We start from the raw sequence: 14,969 nt of genomic DNA, 5'->3' as shown, positions 1-14,969 counted from the left end.
GGGTATGATAATTATGACAACAAAAATGTATATGCAGGAAATTAAAAGACGTTTAAAGGAAGAAGAAGCAATACGCGTAAAGCCGTATGACGACGCGGACGGCGTAACTATAGGGCCTAATAAAAAAACAATAAAAGGGAAACTTACGGGCGGCGTTGGCCGTAATTTGGAAGATAACGGGTTTAGACCTGATGAAATAGACCTGATGTTAACCAATGATATTAACGCGGCTGTGCGTGATGTAAAAGATTTGTTTCCCGGCGGCTCAGACTATGTTGGCTTTGATAATTTGGATTCAGAGCGACAGTATGTGCTGGTAAGTATGTGTTTTAACATGGGTAAGCCTAAGCTTGCGGGCTTTAAAAAGATGTTTGCTGCGCTTGCCGTAGGCCGCTATGAGCAGGCGGCGGCAGAGATGTTAGACAGTGTGTGGAAGCAGCAAGTTGGTCCACGCGCTGAAAAGTTGTCAAAAATAATGAGAACAGGAGAAATAAAATGAGCGTAATATTGATAGGAATTGGGCTTTTTGTGGCAATGTTTTTTGCTGCGTTAGCCTCAGTAGGTTTACAGGATTTTATTGACAGTGTCAATAAAGATACCTGGAAGAAAAGCTTACGCGCCTTTGTGGTAAGCATACTTTTAGGCTGCCTTGCGTGGCTGGCCTTTGTAGAACTGGGGGTATTTTCCAAGGCTGTAAATTGGATATTTCCCAGCTTACTCTTAGGGCTGTTAACCTTAGGTATGCAGCAAAGCTGCTTTAAGGCGTTAAAAGCGATAAATCCAAAGATAGTTAAAAAAGCGGGGGGTGCTATAGATAATGTTAAACCGTCTGTATAGACTGTTAAGCATTGTCCTTGCGGCATTGTGCGTGTACCTGGGCCTGCAGCTGTGGCTTAAAAACCTGCAGTCCCCAGGCACGCCTGCCGTGCTGCCGGATAATATAAAGCACGAGACTGTTGTTAAAGACAATAAAGTTATTGTTACGCAGCGCGTAACTAACAAAATTACCGGAGAGGAGAAAATAAAACAAAATGTTTCATATTTACCCTCTGAGGGGAAAGCGGCGGTGCGTGTAAACTTAGACGGCGAAGCTGAGACGGATGTAACAAATAAGGGTTTTACCCTTACCCCCGGGGCGTTCTTCCTGGCAGGTAAAGACGTAAACGTGGGGCTAGGCGCACGGCTGGCATATTGGAACAGGTTTGGCGCAGGGGGCGGCGTAAGCTTTAATTTGAGCGACAATGAGAAGATTGAGCCTTTTGCTTTTGCTGATATGCGTTTAACGGATATTGGTTTAAACAATGCTGCGGCTGGTTTGTTTATTAAGCCCAAAAGTATAGGTGTGAGTTTTGCTGTCTATTTTAAATAGTTTATACGTCTAAGAAAAAAGACCTTGCACAATTTTGTGTAAGGTCTTTTTTAATGTTTTTGTCTGCGTTTAACTAGCACAGTTACTAGCACAGCTCAGACGGTTAAAGTGCTCCCCGGGCTGGACTCGAACCAGCAACCCTTCGATTAACAGTCGAATGCTCCACCATTGAGCTACCGAGGAATAAATTGGTGTTTACTGTTTACTACACATATATTTTAGCAAAACACTTTTATAAAGTAAAGAGTTTTGCTAAAACATATTTACTTATTGATACGCTCGGCAGGCTTGCCTCGCTTTTGCAAAACACTTTTATAAAGTAAAGAGGCTCTTGTTTGTTTTGCTAAAACATATTTTCTATTAACACGTTAAACGGCTTTGCAATGATAAATTTAAACCTGCGTTATAACATTATTATAGCGCAGGTTTAATAAGCAAAAAATACCGTGCTGTAGTTTGCTGGGGACGTTTACGGACGTATGAAGCTGCCGCCGGTTTCTTCTTTTGTAAAACCTACAGCCTTGCAAATTTCTTTAGCTTTAGCGGTATTGCCGGAGCATTCAACCTTATCCACATTAGCTTTTGTGGGAGTGTTTGTGTAATACATATTAAAGTGGTATGCGTCGGTTGTGTTTAATCTTGATACCCATACATGAGATTGCGCGGTTGCGCCGGCGCCGAAAATATACCTAAAGTTTTTTGTAAGCACTGCGTCTTTAGTGTTTGGCTGCGTGGTGGTAAAGCCCAGGTCAAGGTCGTCGGTGCTTACGGCGTAGGTGTTGTTGGCCAGGTAGTATCTTTCCTGGGCGTCTTTTATTGCCTTGCCTATTAACAGCGCTTCCGCCGCGCGTGACTTTTCCACCGCTTTTGTATATTGCGGTAAAGCGATTGCGGCCAAAATGCCTATGATAAGAACAACTACTAATAACTCAATTAATGTAAAACCCTTTTTCATAAATCCTCCATCTTTTTATAATATTAAGTATAACATTAGGAAATTGAGAGTGCAATAAAAAACCTAATACTGCGTTATAAGTTGTATGTGCTGGCTTAAAAATTTATGTAGAATATAAGCAGGTAAAAAATTAGGAGGTAGTATGAAGAAAATAGTTTTAACTTTAACGGCAGTAGCTTTAGTGTTTACTGCCTGTACAACACCCGGTAAAAAAACAGCCATCGGCGCGGGTGCCGGCGCGGCAATAGGCGCTATAGGCGGCGCGGTAATAGCGCATAACACAGGCGGCAAGGCTGAAACAGGCGCTCTTATAGGCGCGGCGGCAGGTGGTCTTTTAGGCGGCGGCATTGGTAACTATTATGACAAACAGGCCAAAGAACTTGCTAAAATTGCCACAGTTGAAAGAAACGCCGACGGCAGCATAAAAGTTGTTTTGAAAAACGACATTTTATTCGCCACCGGCAGCTCAGAGCTTTCCGCAGCCGCAAAACAGAACGTTGCCGACCTTGGCAAAGTTCTCAAAAAATATCCTGAAAACATAATTGTTGTTGAAGGCTATACGGATTCAACAGGGTCAGAAGCTTTTAACCTTTCTCTTTCACAGAAAAGAGCCCAGGCTGTTTACAATGAACTTCTTGCCAACAATGTTAAAACCTACAGCATTGGTTACCAGGGTTTTGGCCAGAGCAACCCCATAGCGTCTAACGCTACAGCTGAGGGCCGCTCACAAAACAGACGCGTTAACCTTAACATTACAGCCAACCAGAAGCTTGTTGAACAAAATTATAAATAGTTTAGTGTTAAAAATACCACCCGAAAGGGTGGTATTTTTTTGTATCATGTTCTTATAGATTTATTTTTTAGGAGATATGTTATGAGAAATTTGATGAGGTCCCCGCTGGGGATTTGCAAGCAACTCCCCCTGAGGACGGCGCGACAGCGCTGCGCCGGTTTTACACTTATGGAGCTGTCTATTGTGGTTATAATAATAGCGCTTATGGCGGGCTTTGCTTTGCCGCAGTATGAAAAATCCGTAGAGCGCGGCAGAGTGACGGAGGCTATAGACATTCTCTCCCACATACGTTCAGAGCAGGAGACAAGGGCGCTTCTTGGCAACTCCACAGGTAAAGGTTACGCTAAAAATTTTGACCAGCTTGGGCCTGTTGTTTCAGGCATTACCTCACCAAACGCGGATTCTATTTCCACAGATAACTTTACTTACAAACTTGTTACAAATACGGACACAACCAAGTCCTACGCGTCCGCTTCAAGAAACGGTACAAAATATTCTTATACTATACGTCTTATAAATTATAGGGATTCAAACTTGTGCTGTGTGGGTGATGACTGCAGTTTTATGGTAGGCAGCCATCTTAAATCTACTTGCGATTAAGCGGCGTTTTTATACGCGGCTTGCATAAAATATTTTACCCCGAGGCAAATTCTGCCTTGGGGTTTTTTTGCGCAAATCCCATCCCCCGGAGTAGGCGTGGGTTACAAACGCGAGTACTCCTTTCTAGCAGCAGCGTTTAAAAGCGTATTTAGAACACCTTACTTTTGCATAATAAGTGCTGTTCCATCGCGCGGCGGAGCGAGATGGTCTCAAGGACAATGGCGTAGCCAAAATAAGACAGCACCTATGTGCGCCAACGCGCACTCATTGCTTGAGACCCTCACGCCTTACGGCTGAGGGAGCGGCAACAACAACGTACTATTTTTAACAATAAATAATCTGCTCCCTAGAAAAAGCTAAGCGACCTCCCCGGTCTAGTCGGGGGGGAATAAAAAGCCCCGCTAAAAGCGGGGCGTATCAATGGGTAAAATTCAGGCAAGTCTTTTTTTAGCAAAGCTAAAATGCCTGAATTAGCTTTTGCAAGGCAAAAGCCCCGCTAAAAGCGGGGCGTATCAATGGGTAAAATTCAGGCAAGTCTTTTTTTAGCAAAGCTAAAATGCCTGAATTAGCTTTTGCAAAGCAAAAGCCCCGCTCACTTAGAGCGGGGCTTAAAATATTTTTATTATTTTGCTGCTTCTTTTTTAGCCTTTTTTACAGGAGCCTTTTTTTCATCACCGGCTACAATTATTTTTTTAATTTTAACGGGCGCTTTCATTTTGGCCTGGGCTTTAACCACAGTTTTAGGTTTTCTTGCGATAAGTTTACCTTCTGAAGCGGCAAATTTTTTGTTAAATTTATCTACTCTGCCTTCTGTGTCCAACACTTTTTGCTTGCCTGTGAAGAAAGGGTGGCATTCTGAGCAAATGTCTAATTTAATTGACTTCATTGTGGAGCGTGTTGTAAATTTTGCGCCGCAGGCACAATTAACTTCCACTTCTTGATATTTTGGATGAATTTTTTCTTTCATTTTTTTGTAACCTCAATAAAATTTATTAATTTATTATACTATTTTTTGCCGTATTTTGTATAACATGAGTTAAGGCAGTTAAAAACACGGCAGATTTTAGTTAAATAAATTGCCAGTGTTTATTTTACATTGTATAATTTATATATTAATATAAATATATATATTCCCAAACAGGTGTTACCATGAGTGAAGACAAAAATATGCAAGACCCTTTGATAGGCACCGTAATATCAGGCTGCGAGATTCTTGAGAAAATCGCCGTCGGCGGTATGGGGTCCGTCTACAAAGCCAGGCATAAGGCGCTTGACAGGATTGTCTGCGTAAAAATATTAAGCCCGTCTTTGGCGGAAGACCAAAAAGCCGTAACCTTATTTCTTACCGAAGCCCGCGCCATTGCCGAGCTTGACCACCCCAACATCGTCAACGTTTATAACGTTGGCAGAGAAAGGGGCCTTTATTTTATAGTAATGACTTTTATTTCCGGGGACACAGTTTCTAACATTATACGCAGGCGCCCCAACCTGCCTATCGGGTTTATTTTAAACATTTTCCAAGGGGTTCTTAAAGGGCTTGCCGTAGCGCATGAAAAGGGTATTATCCACCGTGATATTAAGCCCTCTAATATTTTAATTAACGAGAAGCTTGAAGCAAAAATTGTGGACTTTGGCATCGCCAAAAAAATAGAAAAAAACCAGTCCATGACAAAAACCACAGAGATGGCCGGCACAGCCTATTTTATAGCGCCGGAGCAGGCCCTTGGCGGCGTTATTGATACCAGGGCGGACCTTTACTCCGCCGGCGCCACGCTTTATTTTATGCTTACGGGGCAATTTCCTTATAAGGGCAAAAACTCCATAGACATTATTCAAAAGCACATTCACGACCCTATTCCCAACCCCGGCGATATCAGAAAAGATATTCCCGCCTGGCTTTCTCTTGTCACACAAAAACTTATGGCCAAACGCCCCGACGACAGGTTTCAAACAGCCGAGGAAGTGTTGGACCATATAATGAAAATGCGCGCAGAAGACCAAATGAAAGTGCGCACAGGTCTTGACGCTGTGCTTGATATAGGCACAGAGGTCCCGCTCCGCCTTCGCCCTGAGAAGACGACAACTACAGAGTCTCTTAGAATGAAACGCGCCACAAGAAGCGAGAGAATAACAAGAATTTCTTCTAAGCAAGCCATGACAACGGGTCCTAAAATGCCGGTGCTTGGTTCGCCCACCCAGTCGGCCAAGGCGGCCCCGCCTATGCCTGAGGAGGAAAAGATACATGAGAGAGGTCTGGCTATTGACGAAGTTAAAATGAAAGTTAAAGCCAGCGGCATTCCCGCCGCACTGGCTAAGGTTCTCATTCATATTCCTATATTTTTGGTTGTATCTATAACAGCGGCTGTTGTGGCGGTCAAATTTGGCGCCGCGGCGGCATCAACGCTGGATGCTGAGACAAGCGCTACATTTTTTGGCGCGTTTAAGTATATAGGCAAACTTTCCACGCTTACCGCCGCGCCTCTTATTACCGTGCTTACGGCGCTTATGGCCTTTATAACTTTTTTGCTTGCTTGCATGAAAGTTTACGCCCGTCACGCTTTAGGCGTATTTATGGTGATGGTGTGCGGATATTTGGCCGGGTTTTTTACGGCGGATGTTTCTTTTGCCGGCGCTTTTGCCAAGGGGCTTGGTAATATTGCGGCGCAGGATTACTGTCTTGTATACGCTTTAATAGGCGCCATACTTTCTTTAACGCTTATGTTTGGCAAGTCGTCGCCGTTTCCCGCGCGCATAATTTGCGGTGTTGCTATACTTATAACCATATATTCGTTTAAAGCGTTTTCCGCGCTGCCTATTGATCCTTCGGACGAGCCTTTTGTGTCATTACTTTTTTACTGCGCGGTGCTTTTAACGCTGTCCTGCGTGGCTGTTGTGCTGCCAAGAACATTTGTTTTTAGCAGTTTGCTGCCCGCGTTTTTAATGACGCTCGCGCTGGCCAGTGTGGGCGGCTACCAAATATCAGGCAAAGTTTACGCTGATATAACCGCCGCAGGTAAAGTTATTGAAACCAAAAATATTAAACCTAAAGAGGGGGCTGGGCTTAAGTTTTCTAAGCCGGCGTTAGACCTTAACTTTGGTTCCAGTTTGCTTGGCATAGCAAAAATTGTAGAGGGCAGCACTTCCGCGGACAATAAAGAAGCGGATGATAAAAAAGCCGCTGCCGCCGCCCAAAAGGACCCTATAGCCGATTTTGTAAGTATTTATGAAACCCAAGGCGATAAAAAAATGCGTTACGCTATATGGAAAAACGCCATTCTTACCCCGTTTGACCGGGTGGCTGAGCACAGCGCGCAAACCGCGGTTTTTAAATACGGTCTTATACTGTTACTCTTGTTTGCTAATATTTACTTTATAGTACATACTATTTTAAGACGTGATTTACGGTAATATTTGATATATGACCATTAGACTAAACTTTGCCGCTTACAGCGATATTGGTAAGATAAGAGAGAAAAATGAAGATATGGTGTTTATATCGTCTGAACTCCGTTTTGCCGCCGTCGCAGACGGCATGGGGGGGCACAGCGCCGGGGAAATAGCCAGTAATCTTGCCATAACCACCTTTGTTGACACTCTTATAAAAATGGAAAGCGGCAAAATAGTAATACCCAAAGATTTTTTACCTGAAATGAACAAAATGGAACGCCGTTTGCTTATGGCGGCGGACTACGCCAATTATACCGTGTACAAAATGGCGCAGGATAACCAAATGTACCGCACCATGGGCACTACGCTCAGCTGCCTGCTTTTTGACAATAAAGACAGCGCCTACGCCATACATATTGGCGACACCAGAATATATCTTTTAAGAGACGGTGTTTTTACACAGCTTACCATAGACCATTCTTTAGCGGCAGAGCACGTGCGCCGCGGCCTGCTTACAAAAGCGCAGGCGGAAAAGTCCGCCATACAAAACGTGCTTACCCGCGCCATGGGCATTAAAAAAGACGTGGAGTTTGACATTTTGCAGTTTGGCGTGCTGGAGGGGGACGTAATATTTATGTGCTCTGACGGTGTGAATAAAGGCCTGGAAGATGAGGAAATAAAGCAGTACCTTATGAAAACAGGCAGAACATCGGTATCCAAAATTTGCAAAGCCATAGTAAGAAAAGCTAATGAAAAAGACGGCAAAGACAATATTTCCGCCGTTGTGGTACAGGTAATGCCGGAGCCCGGGTTTATTGAGACAAAATGGAACAAATTTAAAAAAATGTTCATAGGGCAAAAATAATAAAATACATTTTTTAAATAAAATATCCACTGTATTTTCCTAATTTTTGTTAAAAATATTTGCCGTTTTTTAATGTAAAAAATTTCTGTAGGGGCGGAGCTAGTCTCCGCCCTATGCTTTCTATAAATATAAGTACAAAAGGGGCGGAGACTAGCTCCGCCCCTACAATAGACTGTTTTGTTGGTTTTGTGCCTGGAAAAGTTGTTGTGTTCTTTATTAGCACTCTTTTGGCTGGTTTGACAATTATGAGATAATTTGATAAATTAGTTATAGGATAAGGAGTAAAAATACTCTTTATACTAATCATACGTAGTAAAATCAATTTAAAAATATTAGTTGGGAGGTTAGCAAATATGTCAGACATTAATATAGTGCCTCTTGGGGATAGAATTATAGTAAAACCCATAGAGCGTGAAGTTATGAAAAGCGGTATTATCATACCCGATACAGCCAAAGAAAAGCCGATGGAGGGTGAAGTTGTAGCCGCAGGCCAGGGTAAACTGAAAGACAATGGGGAAAGATTACCCATGGACGTTAAAAAAGGCGACAAAGTGCTTTACGGCAAATATTCGGGCACAGAAGTTAAGATTAACGATAAAAATTATCTTATCATGCATCAGGACGATGTCCTCGGTATTATTAAATAAAAATTTAAAAAATTGAAATGGCCGGGGAAGGGTTTTTTATCTTATCGGTCCCGAAAGGAGGGACCTTGAATAGATTAAACAACACATTTTGTGTACATCACCCTCACCCGCGCCCTCTCCCCTAAGAGGGAGAGGGACAAAAAAGGAGAAAAACCAATATGTCGAAGCAGATTATTTATGGCGACGAAGCCAGGGCCAAAATGAAGGCCGGTATTGAAAAAGTAGCAAACGCAGTCAGCGTAACATTAGGTCCCAAGGGCAGAAGCGTAGTGTTGGAAAAGAAATTTGGTTCACCGTTAATTATAGATGACGGCGTAACAATAGCAAAAGATATAGAGTTAGAAGATAAATTTGAAAATATGGGCGCGCAGCTTATACGTGAAGTAGCGTCTAAAACCAACGATATCGCCGGCGACGGCACCACAACAGCCACAGTGCTTACCCAGGCTATGCTTACAGAGGGTATTAAAAATATTACGGCGGGCGCCAACCCTACATTAGTTAAAAAAGGTATTGAAATGGCCGTAGAAGCTGTAAAAGCGGAACTTGCCAAAATGCACAGGCCCGTTAAAACCAAAGAAGAAAAAGCGCAAATTGCCACAATTTCAGCCAATGACCGCATGGTGGGCGAACTTATTGCCGAAGCCATGGAAAAGGTTGGCCACGAGGGCGTTATAACGGTAGAAGAGGGTAAAACAGCCACAACAGAACTACAGATTGTTGAGGGCATGCAGTTTGACCGCGGTTACATTTCACCCTACTTTGTAACAGATTCCGAAAGAATGGAATGCGTACTGGAAGACTGCCAGATTATTTTGACAGACAAAAAAATCAGCTCTATGAACGAACTTTTGCCTTTACTTGAAGGCATAGTTAAAAACGGCCGCAACTTTCTCATTATTGCCGAAGATGTTGACGGTGAAGCTTTAGCCACCTTGGTAGTTAACCGCCTGCGCGGCACCTTAAGAGGCTGCGCCGTAAAAGCCCCCGGCTTTGGCGACAGACGTAAAGAAATGTTAGAAGACATAGCTATTTTAACGGGCGGCACGGTAATTGCTGAAGAAAAAGGTTTAAAGCTTGAAACCGCTACCCCTGAAATGCTGGGCACCGCCAAAAGAATTGTTGTAGACAAAGAAAACACAACAATAGTAAACGGCGAAGGCGACAAGAAAAACATTGCCGCCAGAGCGGAGCAGATTAGAAAACAGATTGAAAACTCTACCTCAGATTATGACAAAGAAAAACTGCAGGAACGTTTAGCCAAGCTTTCCGGCGGTGTTGCCGTAATAGCGGTGGGCGCGGCCACAGAAACTGAAATGAAAGCCAAAAAAGCCAAAGTAGAAGACGCTAAAAACGCTACCAAAGCCGGTGTTGAAGAAGGCTTAGTTGCCGGCGGCGGCGTAGCTTTAACAAGATGCGAGCCCGCGCTTGAAGCTTTAAAGGCTGATAACGAAGACGTTCAGACAGGTATTAACATAGTTAAAAAGGCCCTAACAGCCCCGCTTAGGCAAATTGCGGTTAACGCGGGCCTTGACGGTTCAGTCATAGTTGAAAACGTAAGAAAAGCCAAAGGCAGCGAAGGCTTTGACGCCGAAACAGGCAAATACGTAGACATGATTAAAGAAGGCGTGGTTGACGCTGTGAAAGTAGTGCGCATAGGGCTGGAAAATGCGGCCTCTATCGCCGGCACGGTACTTCTTACCGAAGCCTTAGTGGCCGACAAACCCGAAGAAAAGGGCGCGGCACCGGCCATGCCCGGCGGCATGGGCGGCATGGGCATGATGTAATAAGTTTTAAATAAAAGGCGGCCTTTTCAGGCCGCCTTTTTTATTTAAAACTTTCCCCAAATATTTGAGTTATTTTTGATTTTTATTTATTTGACACACCCCGTCCGCCCTTTGGGCTCCTCGCGCAAAGTGTGCCAAATAAATAAAAATCAAAACTAATCTCAAATCTTCGGGGCCCCGGTAAAAATATAATATTTTAAAAGTGTGCCCCACTCCGTAAAAATCAAAACTGCGCTCAAAATCTCGGGGCCCCGACTAATAAAATAAATTTTAAAATAGATATAAAACCCTGGTAGAGAAAATTTCTCTCCCGGGGTTATTGTGTGTTTAGCAAATTATAATATTGAATTGCAGTCTACCATTTTGCCTTTATCGTTCATAATTTGGCATGTGCCAGACGAGGAATTGCCGCTTTGTGATTTGTAGGAAGGTCTTTTTGCGGCGGAGGGCTGGCGCATTTGTGTTTGAGTACGGCGCGGTTGTGTAGAGGCGGAAGAATTGCTTTCTAACGCGCTTATGTCAGGCTGTTTATATTGTATAGCTCTGGCGGAATCAACGGCGTTTTTTAAATTGGAGTGGTAAGATTTAAGCGCGTTTTCCTGTTTTTGTTTAGGCTCTTCTTTCTTTTCACACGCCGCAAAAAATAATGTTGCCGTTAAAATTAAAAATAAAATAGAATTTCTTTTCATAATTTAAATATAGCAAAATAGCCGCCTTAACTGCGGGATTTTATTATATCCTCAAGTATCGGCGCCAGCTTGGCGGCGGTTTTTTTATCAAAAATCATGAGAAATGATTTTTCTTTATATTCCACCGTGCATATGTAAGCGTAGCGCAGGCGGCCCTCATATTTATACACGTCTTTTACCGCGTCAAAGGGTATAAAAAAAGCGTCTGAAAACATGCCGAAGGGAAACGCCGTTTCTATATATATCCCATGTCCCGCCAAGGTAATATTTTTAAGCCATAAAAGAGTGTAAGAATTTTTGTAGGAAATGGTGCCGTCACTTTCGTCTTCTTTAAAATCTTTTACCAGCCCTACGCGGCGTAATTTAGTTTTTTCTCCGGTGGGTACTGTTTTTACGCTAAGTATTCTTGCCATTTCACGCAGGCCGGTCATCTGCATTGCCCTTAGCACAAACAATGCCATTGCTATTTTTATAAAAATTTTAATGATAAATTTTATGCTCATTATTTACCCGCAACTATTTCCAGCTGGTTGCCGTCAGGGTCAAGCACGCATGACTCGTAGTAGCCGTCGCCTGTGGTTCTGGGGGCGCTGAGTATGGTGTAGCCGTCTTTGGCCAGGCGGTTGGTAAGCGTGTCTACATCTGTTTTTGTTTTTACGCTAAAAGCTATATGTATAATGCCAAGGCTTTGCTGCGGCGCATTTTCGGTTATATCAGGGCGGGACATTATTTCCAGCCTGGCGCCGTTTTCAAACATAAGAAAATAAGTTTTAAGCCCTGTTTTGGGGTTATGGTACATAGAGTTAGAAGAGGCATTAAAATATTTTATGTAAAACAGTTTTAATGCCTCTAAATTAGCGGTATAAATAGCTATATGGTCTATTTTCATTACGGTTTTTTCATTCTAAATTTTGGCGGGGTAAACCACGCTCTTAGTTTTTCCTGGGCGTATGGGTCGCCCGCGTTAGCCGCTTCTCTTAAAATAGAGTAAGCCTTGTCTTTATCAGGAGTAACGCCGTGCCCTAAAAAATACATTGTGCCAAGAGAAGTCTTGGCGTTGACAGAACCGTTTTCAACGGCTTTTTGGTAAAAATCTAAAGCTTTGGCAAAGTCTCTCTCAACGCCGCGGCCCATATAGTACATATTACCCAGGCGGTTAAGGGCGCGTTCGTCTTTTAACTCGGCCGCCGTTGTCATCCACTCAAGCGCTTTTGCGGGGTTTTCTTTTACCCCTTGGCCAAAATCATACATAAGCGCTATATTGTACGCGGCGCGGGCATTGCCTTTGGCGGCGGACTTTTCAAACCACTTTGCCGCGTGCTTATAACTTCTTTTTACGCCTATCCCGTCACGGTACATAATGGCGGCTTTATATTGAAAATCAGGATTACCCAGTTTTGCAAAGTTTAAAGTTTCTTTAAACTGCGCTTTATTTTCCGCAGTTATTTCTGGCTGCACAAAATCAGTAGACGCTTCTTTATTGCACGCGCAATAGAAGACCACGGATAAAACCAGCAAAAATAAAATGGTGTATTTCCTCATATTATATATGGTACTTTTATGTTTTTCTTATGTCAATTATAAAAGGGGCCGCGCGGGCCCCTTTTATATATTGCCTAAGTCTTTTATTGTATTTGTGTTTTAACAGGCGTTGCTACGCATTTTTTATTCTGGCATGACACCGTTACATCATTAAAACAATATTGCATTGTGCACATGGCGCCATCGCACATAGCGTTCTTTTTTTGAGTAAGCGCTGCAAAGTGTTTTTTGTTTATGGCGGCGTACCCGTCGCACTGGCAGCAGCCGGCGGCTATTTTGACACAGTCGCTGTCTGCGGCGCAGGTATTTTGCCCGGCCAGAGTTTGCCGGTATCTTTCCTGCGCGGCCGCGGCGTTTTGCGTTGTGTTATTTTTACACGCGGCAAAGGTAAACACCACGGCGGTTAATATTATTATTTTAGTTATAATTTTCATAATATTCTCTAAAACCTTTTTGTTGTAACCGCGTTGCTCTCGCCCTTTTCTTTTTCCGGCGTTTTTTTGCTTATGGAGTTGTCTATAACTCTTAAAGCGTGGTCGCCTATTCTTTCAAGACGGCTGATAATATCTGCGTAATGCGTGGAGGATATTGCGGACACGTCTTCTCTTTTTATTGTCTGCAAATTACGCTCGTCACGCAGCTTGTTGCGCAGCGTATTTATTTTGCCTTCTCTTTCATAGGCTCTTCTTAACAGTTCATGCGCGCTGATTTTGCCGCTGTCCACGCTTAACAGGCTTGTCCTGGCGTCTTTTACCGCCGCTTTTATAAGGTCGGCCATGTCGTCTATACTCTTAATATCTTCCGGCGAAAACTCTTTACTTTGGCGCGCAAGTACAAGCAGTTTGGCTATATTCTCGCCGCTGTCACCCATGCGTTCTACGCTGTTTATTACTTCAATAAGCGCCATAATTTCGTCCAGCACTGTGCTTGACACTCTTTCATGCGCTATAGAAGTAAGATAATTGTTTATTTTATATTCCATTATATCGGTGTCTTTTTCTAAGGCGTAGACGTCTTTTATTAACTGGTCAAACATGCCGTCTTCTTCCACTTTCATGGCGTGGGTAATTTTGTTAAGCATTTTGCTTACAAGGGCGGTCATGCGTTCTATTTCTTTACGCACGGCTTCTATGGCAAGTTCCGGCGCGCTGGCAAAGCGTGAGTTTATAAACACAAGTTCCGTAGAGTGTTTTTCCCTTTTGGTTACAGGTATTATAAGAGTGGTTAATTTTGCCAGATATCTTATAAAGAAAAGCATTACAAAAGTATTTATAAGGTTAAATACGGTGTGGAACGCGCTGATATGGTACGGTATATATTCGGTAAGGGTTTTAGGGTCCGTGCCGTAGGGGGAACCGGGGATAAGCCAGTCCACAAAGTTAACAAACGGTTTAAATATAAGCGCAACCCAAACCACGCCTATAAAGTTGAAAAAGAAGTGCCCAAGCGCCGCGCGTTTAGCCGCTTTATTAGCGCCTATGGCCGCCAGGTTAGCGGTGATTGTGGTGCCGATGTTTTCACCCAACACAAGCGCTACCGCGGTGGGAAAATCTATAAACCCTTTGGCCGCGCAGGTAATGGTCATGGCCATAACCGCGCTGGAGGATTGTAGTACCACAGTTAATGCGGAACCTATAAATATAAGCAGCAGCAGGTAGCCAAAGTTGGTTGGCCTAAACTGTGAGAGCCACGCCATTACGCCGGGGGACTGGGAAAAGTCCGGTATGGCGTTTTTCATTAAATCAAGACCTAAGAAGAGAAAGCCGAAGCCTACCATAGCCTCGCCTATTCTGTGAAGTGTTTTCCACTTGCCGATGAACTGAATAAAAAACCCTATTGCCAGTACCGGTAAGGCGAATAGGGAAATTTGCATTTTAAAGCCAAAGAAGCTGACTATCCAGGCCGTCATAGTGGTGCCTATGTTGGCGCCGAATATTACGCCCAAAGCCTGGTTAAGCGTTAACAGCCCCGCGCTGGTAAAGCCCACCACCATAACCGTGGTAGCGCTGGACGATTGTATAATACTTGTTACTAAGATACCTGACAATGTCGCAGTGTACCGGTTGGTTGTTGCGGCGGCAAGCAGTTTGCGCATAGAGTTGCCGGCCATTTTTTGCAGCCCGTCGCTCATAAGCTTCATGCCGTATAAGAAAATAGCAAGACCGCCCAGAACGTTTAATACTATCAATGTAGTACTCATTTATTCTCCCTTTGAGATTATATTTTATGTCCTTTGTTTACTCTTACATTTTATTCTTTTATATATGTTGCCGTCAACTTTAAAATAGGACTTTTATTTAGGACTATTCTTTTTAAATTTGTTTATGTATAATCT

Annotated in this window: 16 protein-coding genes, 1 tRNA gene and 1 pseudogene; 9 read left to right on the top strand and 9 right to left on the bottom strand. The window is 43.3% G+C overall.

From position 1 onward, the window contains the following. Positions 1 to 4: 4 nt before the first annotated feature. From AAIR98_RS07145 to AAIR98_RS07135, 3 genes are read left to right on the top strand one after another with little or no spacing between them, the layout of a single operon-like run. Complete coding sequence (locus AAIR98_RS07145) at positions 5 to 499, top strand: glycoside hydrolase family protein (protein ID WP_423971505.1); 495 nt, start codon at positions 5 to 7, stop codon at positions 497 to 499. Then, a complete protein-coding gene (locus AAIR98_RS07140) occupies positions 496 to 837 on the top strand; it encodes a hypothetical protein (protein WP_423971504.1) in 342 nt (113 codons plus the stop codon). Before AAIR98_RS07145 ends, AAIR98_RS07140 begins: the two co-directional genes overlap by 4 nt. After that, the gene (locus tag AAIR98_RS07135; protein ID WP_423971503.1) at positions 818 to 1,369 is read left to right on the top strand and encodes a hypothetical protein; all 552 of its coding nucleotides are present in this window, start codon (positions 818 to 820) and stop codon (positions 1,367 to 1,369) included. The genes AAIR98_RS07140 and AAIR98_RS07135 overlap by 20 nt, the downstream gene beginning before the upstream one ends. A gap of 111 nt (positions 1,370 to 1,480) precedes the next feature. Here AAIR98_RS07135 and AAIR98_RS07130 read toward each other — a convergent pair. Together AAIR98_RS07130 and AAIR98_RS07125 are read right to left on the bottom strand one after the other, a co-directional pair. Beyond that, positions 1,481 to 1,552 (bottom strand) — tRNA-Asn (locus AAIR98_RS07130). 286 nt (positions 1,553 to 1,838) lie between these two features. Beyond that, positions 1,839 to 2,324, bottom strand: a complete 486-nt coding sequence (locus AAIR98_RS07125) for a type IV pilin protein (protein WP_423970247.1) — start codon at positions 2,322 to 2,324, stop codon at positions 1,839 to 1,841. Between the two features lie 142 nt (positions 2,325 to 2,466). Between AAIR98_RS07125 and AAIR98_RS07120 the strand changes: the two genes are divergently transcribed. Then, positions 2,467 to 3,117, top strand: coding sequence for a YiaD family glycine zipper/OmpA-like lipoprotein (locus tag AAIR98_RS07120; protein ID WP_423970248.1), 651 nt, complete (start codon positions 2,467 to 2,469; stop codon positions 3,115 to 3,117). 81 nt (positions 3,118 to 3,198) lie between these two features. After that, positions 3,199 to 3,717: a type IV pilin protein gene (locus AAIR98_RS07115; RefSeq protein WP_423971502.1), complete on the top strand. Its 519-nt coding sequence runs from the start codon at positions 3,199 to 3,201 to the stop codon at positions 3,715 to 3,717. A gap of 727 nt (positions 3,718 to 4,444) precedes the next feature. Here the strand turns inward: AAIR98_RS07115 and rpmE are convergent. After that, positions 4,445 to 4,684: pseudogene (gene rpmE, locus AAIR98_RS07110) on the bottom strand (50S ribosomal protein L31); the annotation flags it as partial. 182 nt (positions 4,685 to 4,866) lie between these two features. Here rpmE and AAIR98_RS07105 point away from each other — a divergent pair. From AAIR98_RS07105 to groL, 4 genes are all read left to right on the top strand, one after another. Next, a complete protein-coding gene (locus AAIR98_RS07105; protein WP_423971501.1) occupies positions 4,867 to 7,125 on the top strand; it encodes a serine/threonine protein kinase in 2,259 nt (752 codons plus the stop codon). A gap of 10 nt (positions 7,126 to 7,135) precedes the next feature. After that, on the top strand, positions 7,136 to 7,969 hold the full coding sequence (locus tag AAIR98_RS07100) for a PP2C family protein-serine/threonine phosphatase (RefSeq protein ID WP_423971500.1): 834 nt from the start codon (positions 7,136 to 7,138) through the stop codon (positions 7,967 to 7,969). A 353-nt stretch (positions 7,970 to 8,322) separates the two neighbouring features. After that, a complete protein-coding gene (locus AAIR98_RS07095) occupies positions 8,323 to 8,616 on the top strand; it encodes a co-chaperone GroES (RefSeq protein ID WP_423971499.1) in 294 nt (97 codons plus the stop codon). 158 nt (positions 8,617 to 8,774) lie between these two features. After that, positions 8,775 to 10,403 carry a chaperonin GroEL gene (groL, locus tag AAIR98_RS07090; RefSeq protein ID WP_423971498.1) on the top strand — a complete coding sequence of 543 codons (1,629 nt, stop codon included), beginning with the start codon at positions 8,775 to 8,777 and terminating at the stop codon, positions 10,401 to 10,403. A 335-nt stretch (positions 10,404 to 10,738) separates the two neighbouring features. Here the strand turns inward: groL and AAIR98_RS07085 are convergent, their stop codons facing one another. The 6 genes from AAIR98_RS07085 to AAIR98_RS07060 form a co-directional block, all read right to left on the bottom strand. Further along, positions 10,739 to 11,092 (bottom strand): hypothetical protein, encoded by a 354-nt coding sequence (locus AAIR98_RS07085; RefSeq protein WP_423971497.1) that lies wholly within the window; start codon positions 11,090 to 11,092, stop codon positions 10,739 to 10,741. Between the two features lie 26 nt (positions 11,093 to 11,118). Further along, positions 11,119 to 11,595 (bottom strand): hypothetical protein, encoded by a 477-nt coding sequence (locus tag AAIR98_RS07080; protein WP_423971496.1) that lies wholly within the window; start codon positions 11,593 to 11,595, stop codon positions 11,119 to 11,121. Further along, positions 11,595 to 11,981, bottom strand: a complete 387-nt coding sequence (locus AAIR98_RS07075) for a VOC family protein (protein WP_423971495.1) — start codon at positions 11,979 to 11,981, stop codon at positions 11,595 to 11,597. Before AAIR98_RS07075 ends, AAIR98_RS07080 begins: the two co-directional genes overlap by 1 nt. Beyond that, positions 11,981 to 12,634: a tetratricopeptide repeat protein gene (locus AAIR98_RS07070; protein WP_423971494.1), complete on the bottom strand. Its 654-nt coding sequence runs from the start codon at positions 12,632 to 12,634 to the stop codon at positions 11,981 to 11,983. The genes AAIR98_RS07075 and AAIR98_RS07070 overlap by 1 nt, the downstream gene beginning before the upstream one ends. A gap of 83 nt (positions 12,635 to 12,717) precedes the next feature. Then, on the bottom strand, positions 12,718 to 13,068 hold the full coding sequence (locus AAIR98_RS07065; protein ID WP_423971493.1) for a hypothetical protein: 351 nt from the start codon (positions 13,066 to 13,068) through the stop codon (positions 12,718 to 12,720). 8 nt (positions 13,069 to 13,076) lie between these two features. Next, positions 13,077 to 14,834, bottom strand: a complete 1,758-nt coding sequence (locus AAIR98_RS07060) for a Na/Pi cotransporter family protein (RefSeq protein WP_423971492.1) — start codon at positions 14,832 to 14,834, stop codon at positions 13,077 to 13,079. Positions 14,835 to 14,969: the final 135 nt, after the last annotated feature.

The sequence above is a fragment of the Elusimicrobium simillimum genome (assembly GCF_049639735.1).
Lineage (GTDB): Bacteria > Elusimicrobiota > Elusimicrobia > Elusimicrobiales > Elusimicrobiaceae > Elusimicrobium > Elusimicrobium simillimum.
This window is presented reverse-complemented; position numbering and strand designations above follow the sequence as displayed.

Coding starts and splice junctions, on each gene's coding strand:
- AAIR98_RS07140 (WP_423971504.1), top strand. CDS start 496: ATGAGCGTAATATTGATAGGAATTGGGCTTTTTGTGGCAATGTTTTTT.
- AAIR98_RS07070 (WP_423971494.1), bottom strand. CDS start 12,634: ATGAGGAAATACACCATTTTATTTTTGCTGGTTTTATCCGTGGTCTTC.
- AAIR98_RS07100 (WP_423971500.1), top strand. CDS start 7,136: ATGACCATTAGACTAAACTTTGCCGCTTACAGCGATATTGGTAAGATA.
- AAIR98_RS07060 (WP_423971492.1), bottom strand. CDS start 14,834: ATGAGTACTACATTGATAGTATTAAACGTTCTGGGCGGTCTTGCTATT.
- AAIR98_RS07135 (WP_423971503.1), top strand. CDS start 818: ATGTTAAACCGTCTGTATAGACTGTTAAGCATTGTCCTTGCGGCATTG.
- AAIR98_RS07145 (WP_423971505.1), top strand. CDS start 5: ATGATAATTATGACAACAAAAATGTATATGCAGGAAATTAAAAGACGT.
- AAIR98_RS07125 (WP_423970247.1), bottom strand. CDS start 2,324: ATGAAAAAGGGTTTTACATTAATTGAGTTATTAGTAGTTGTTCTTATC.
- AAIR98_RS07095 (WP_423971499.1), top strand. CDS start 8,323: ATGTCAGACATTAATATAGTGCCTCTTGGGGATAGAATTATAGTAAAA.
- AAIR98_RS07065 (WP_423971493.1), bottom strand. CDS start 13,068: ATGAAAATTATAACTAAAATAATAATATTAACCGCCGTGGTGTTTACC.
- AAIR98_RS07080 (WP_423971496.1), bottom strand. CDS start 11,595: ATGAGCATAAAATTTATCATTAAAATTTTTATAAAAATAGCAATGGCA.
- AAIR98_RS07075 (WP_423971495.1), bottom strand. CDS start 11,981: ATGAAAATAGACCATATAGCTATTTATACCGCTAATTTAGAGGCATTA.
- groL (WP_423971498.1), top strand. CDS start 8,775: ATGTCGAAGCAGATTATTTATGGCGACGAAGCCAGGGCCAAAATGAAG.
- AAIR98_RS07115 (WP_423971502.1), top strand. CDS start 3,199: ATGAGAAATTTGATGAGGTCCCCGCTGGGGATTTGCAAGCAACTCCCC.
- AAIR98_RS07120 (WP_423970248.1), top strand. CDS start 2,467: ATGAAGAAAATAGTTTTAACTTTAACGGCAGTAGCTTTAGTGTTTACT.
- AAIR98_RS07085 (WP_423971497.1), bottom strand. CDS start 11,092: ATGAAAAGAAATTCTATTTTATTTTTAATTTTAACGGCAACATTATTT.
- AAIR98_RS07105 (WP_423971501.1), top strand. CDS start 4,867: ATGAGTGAAGACAAAAATATGCAAGACCCTTTGATAGGCACCGTAATA.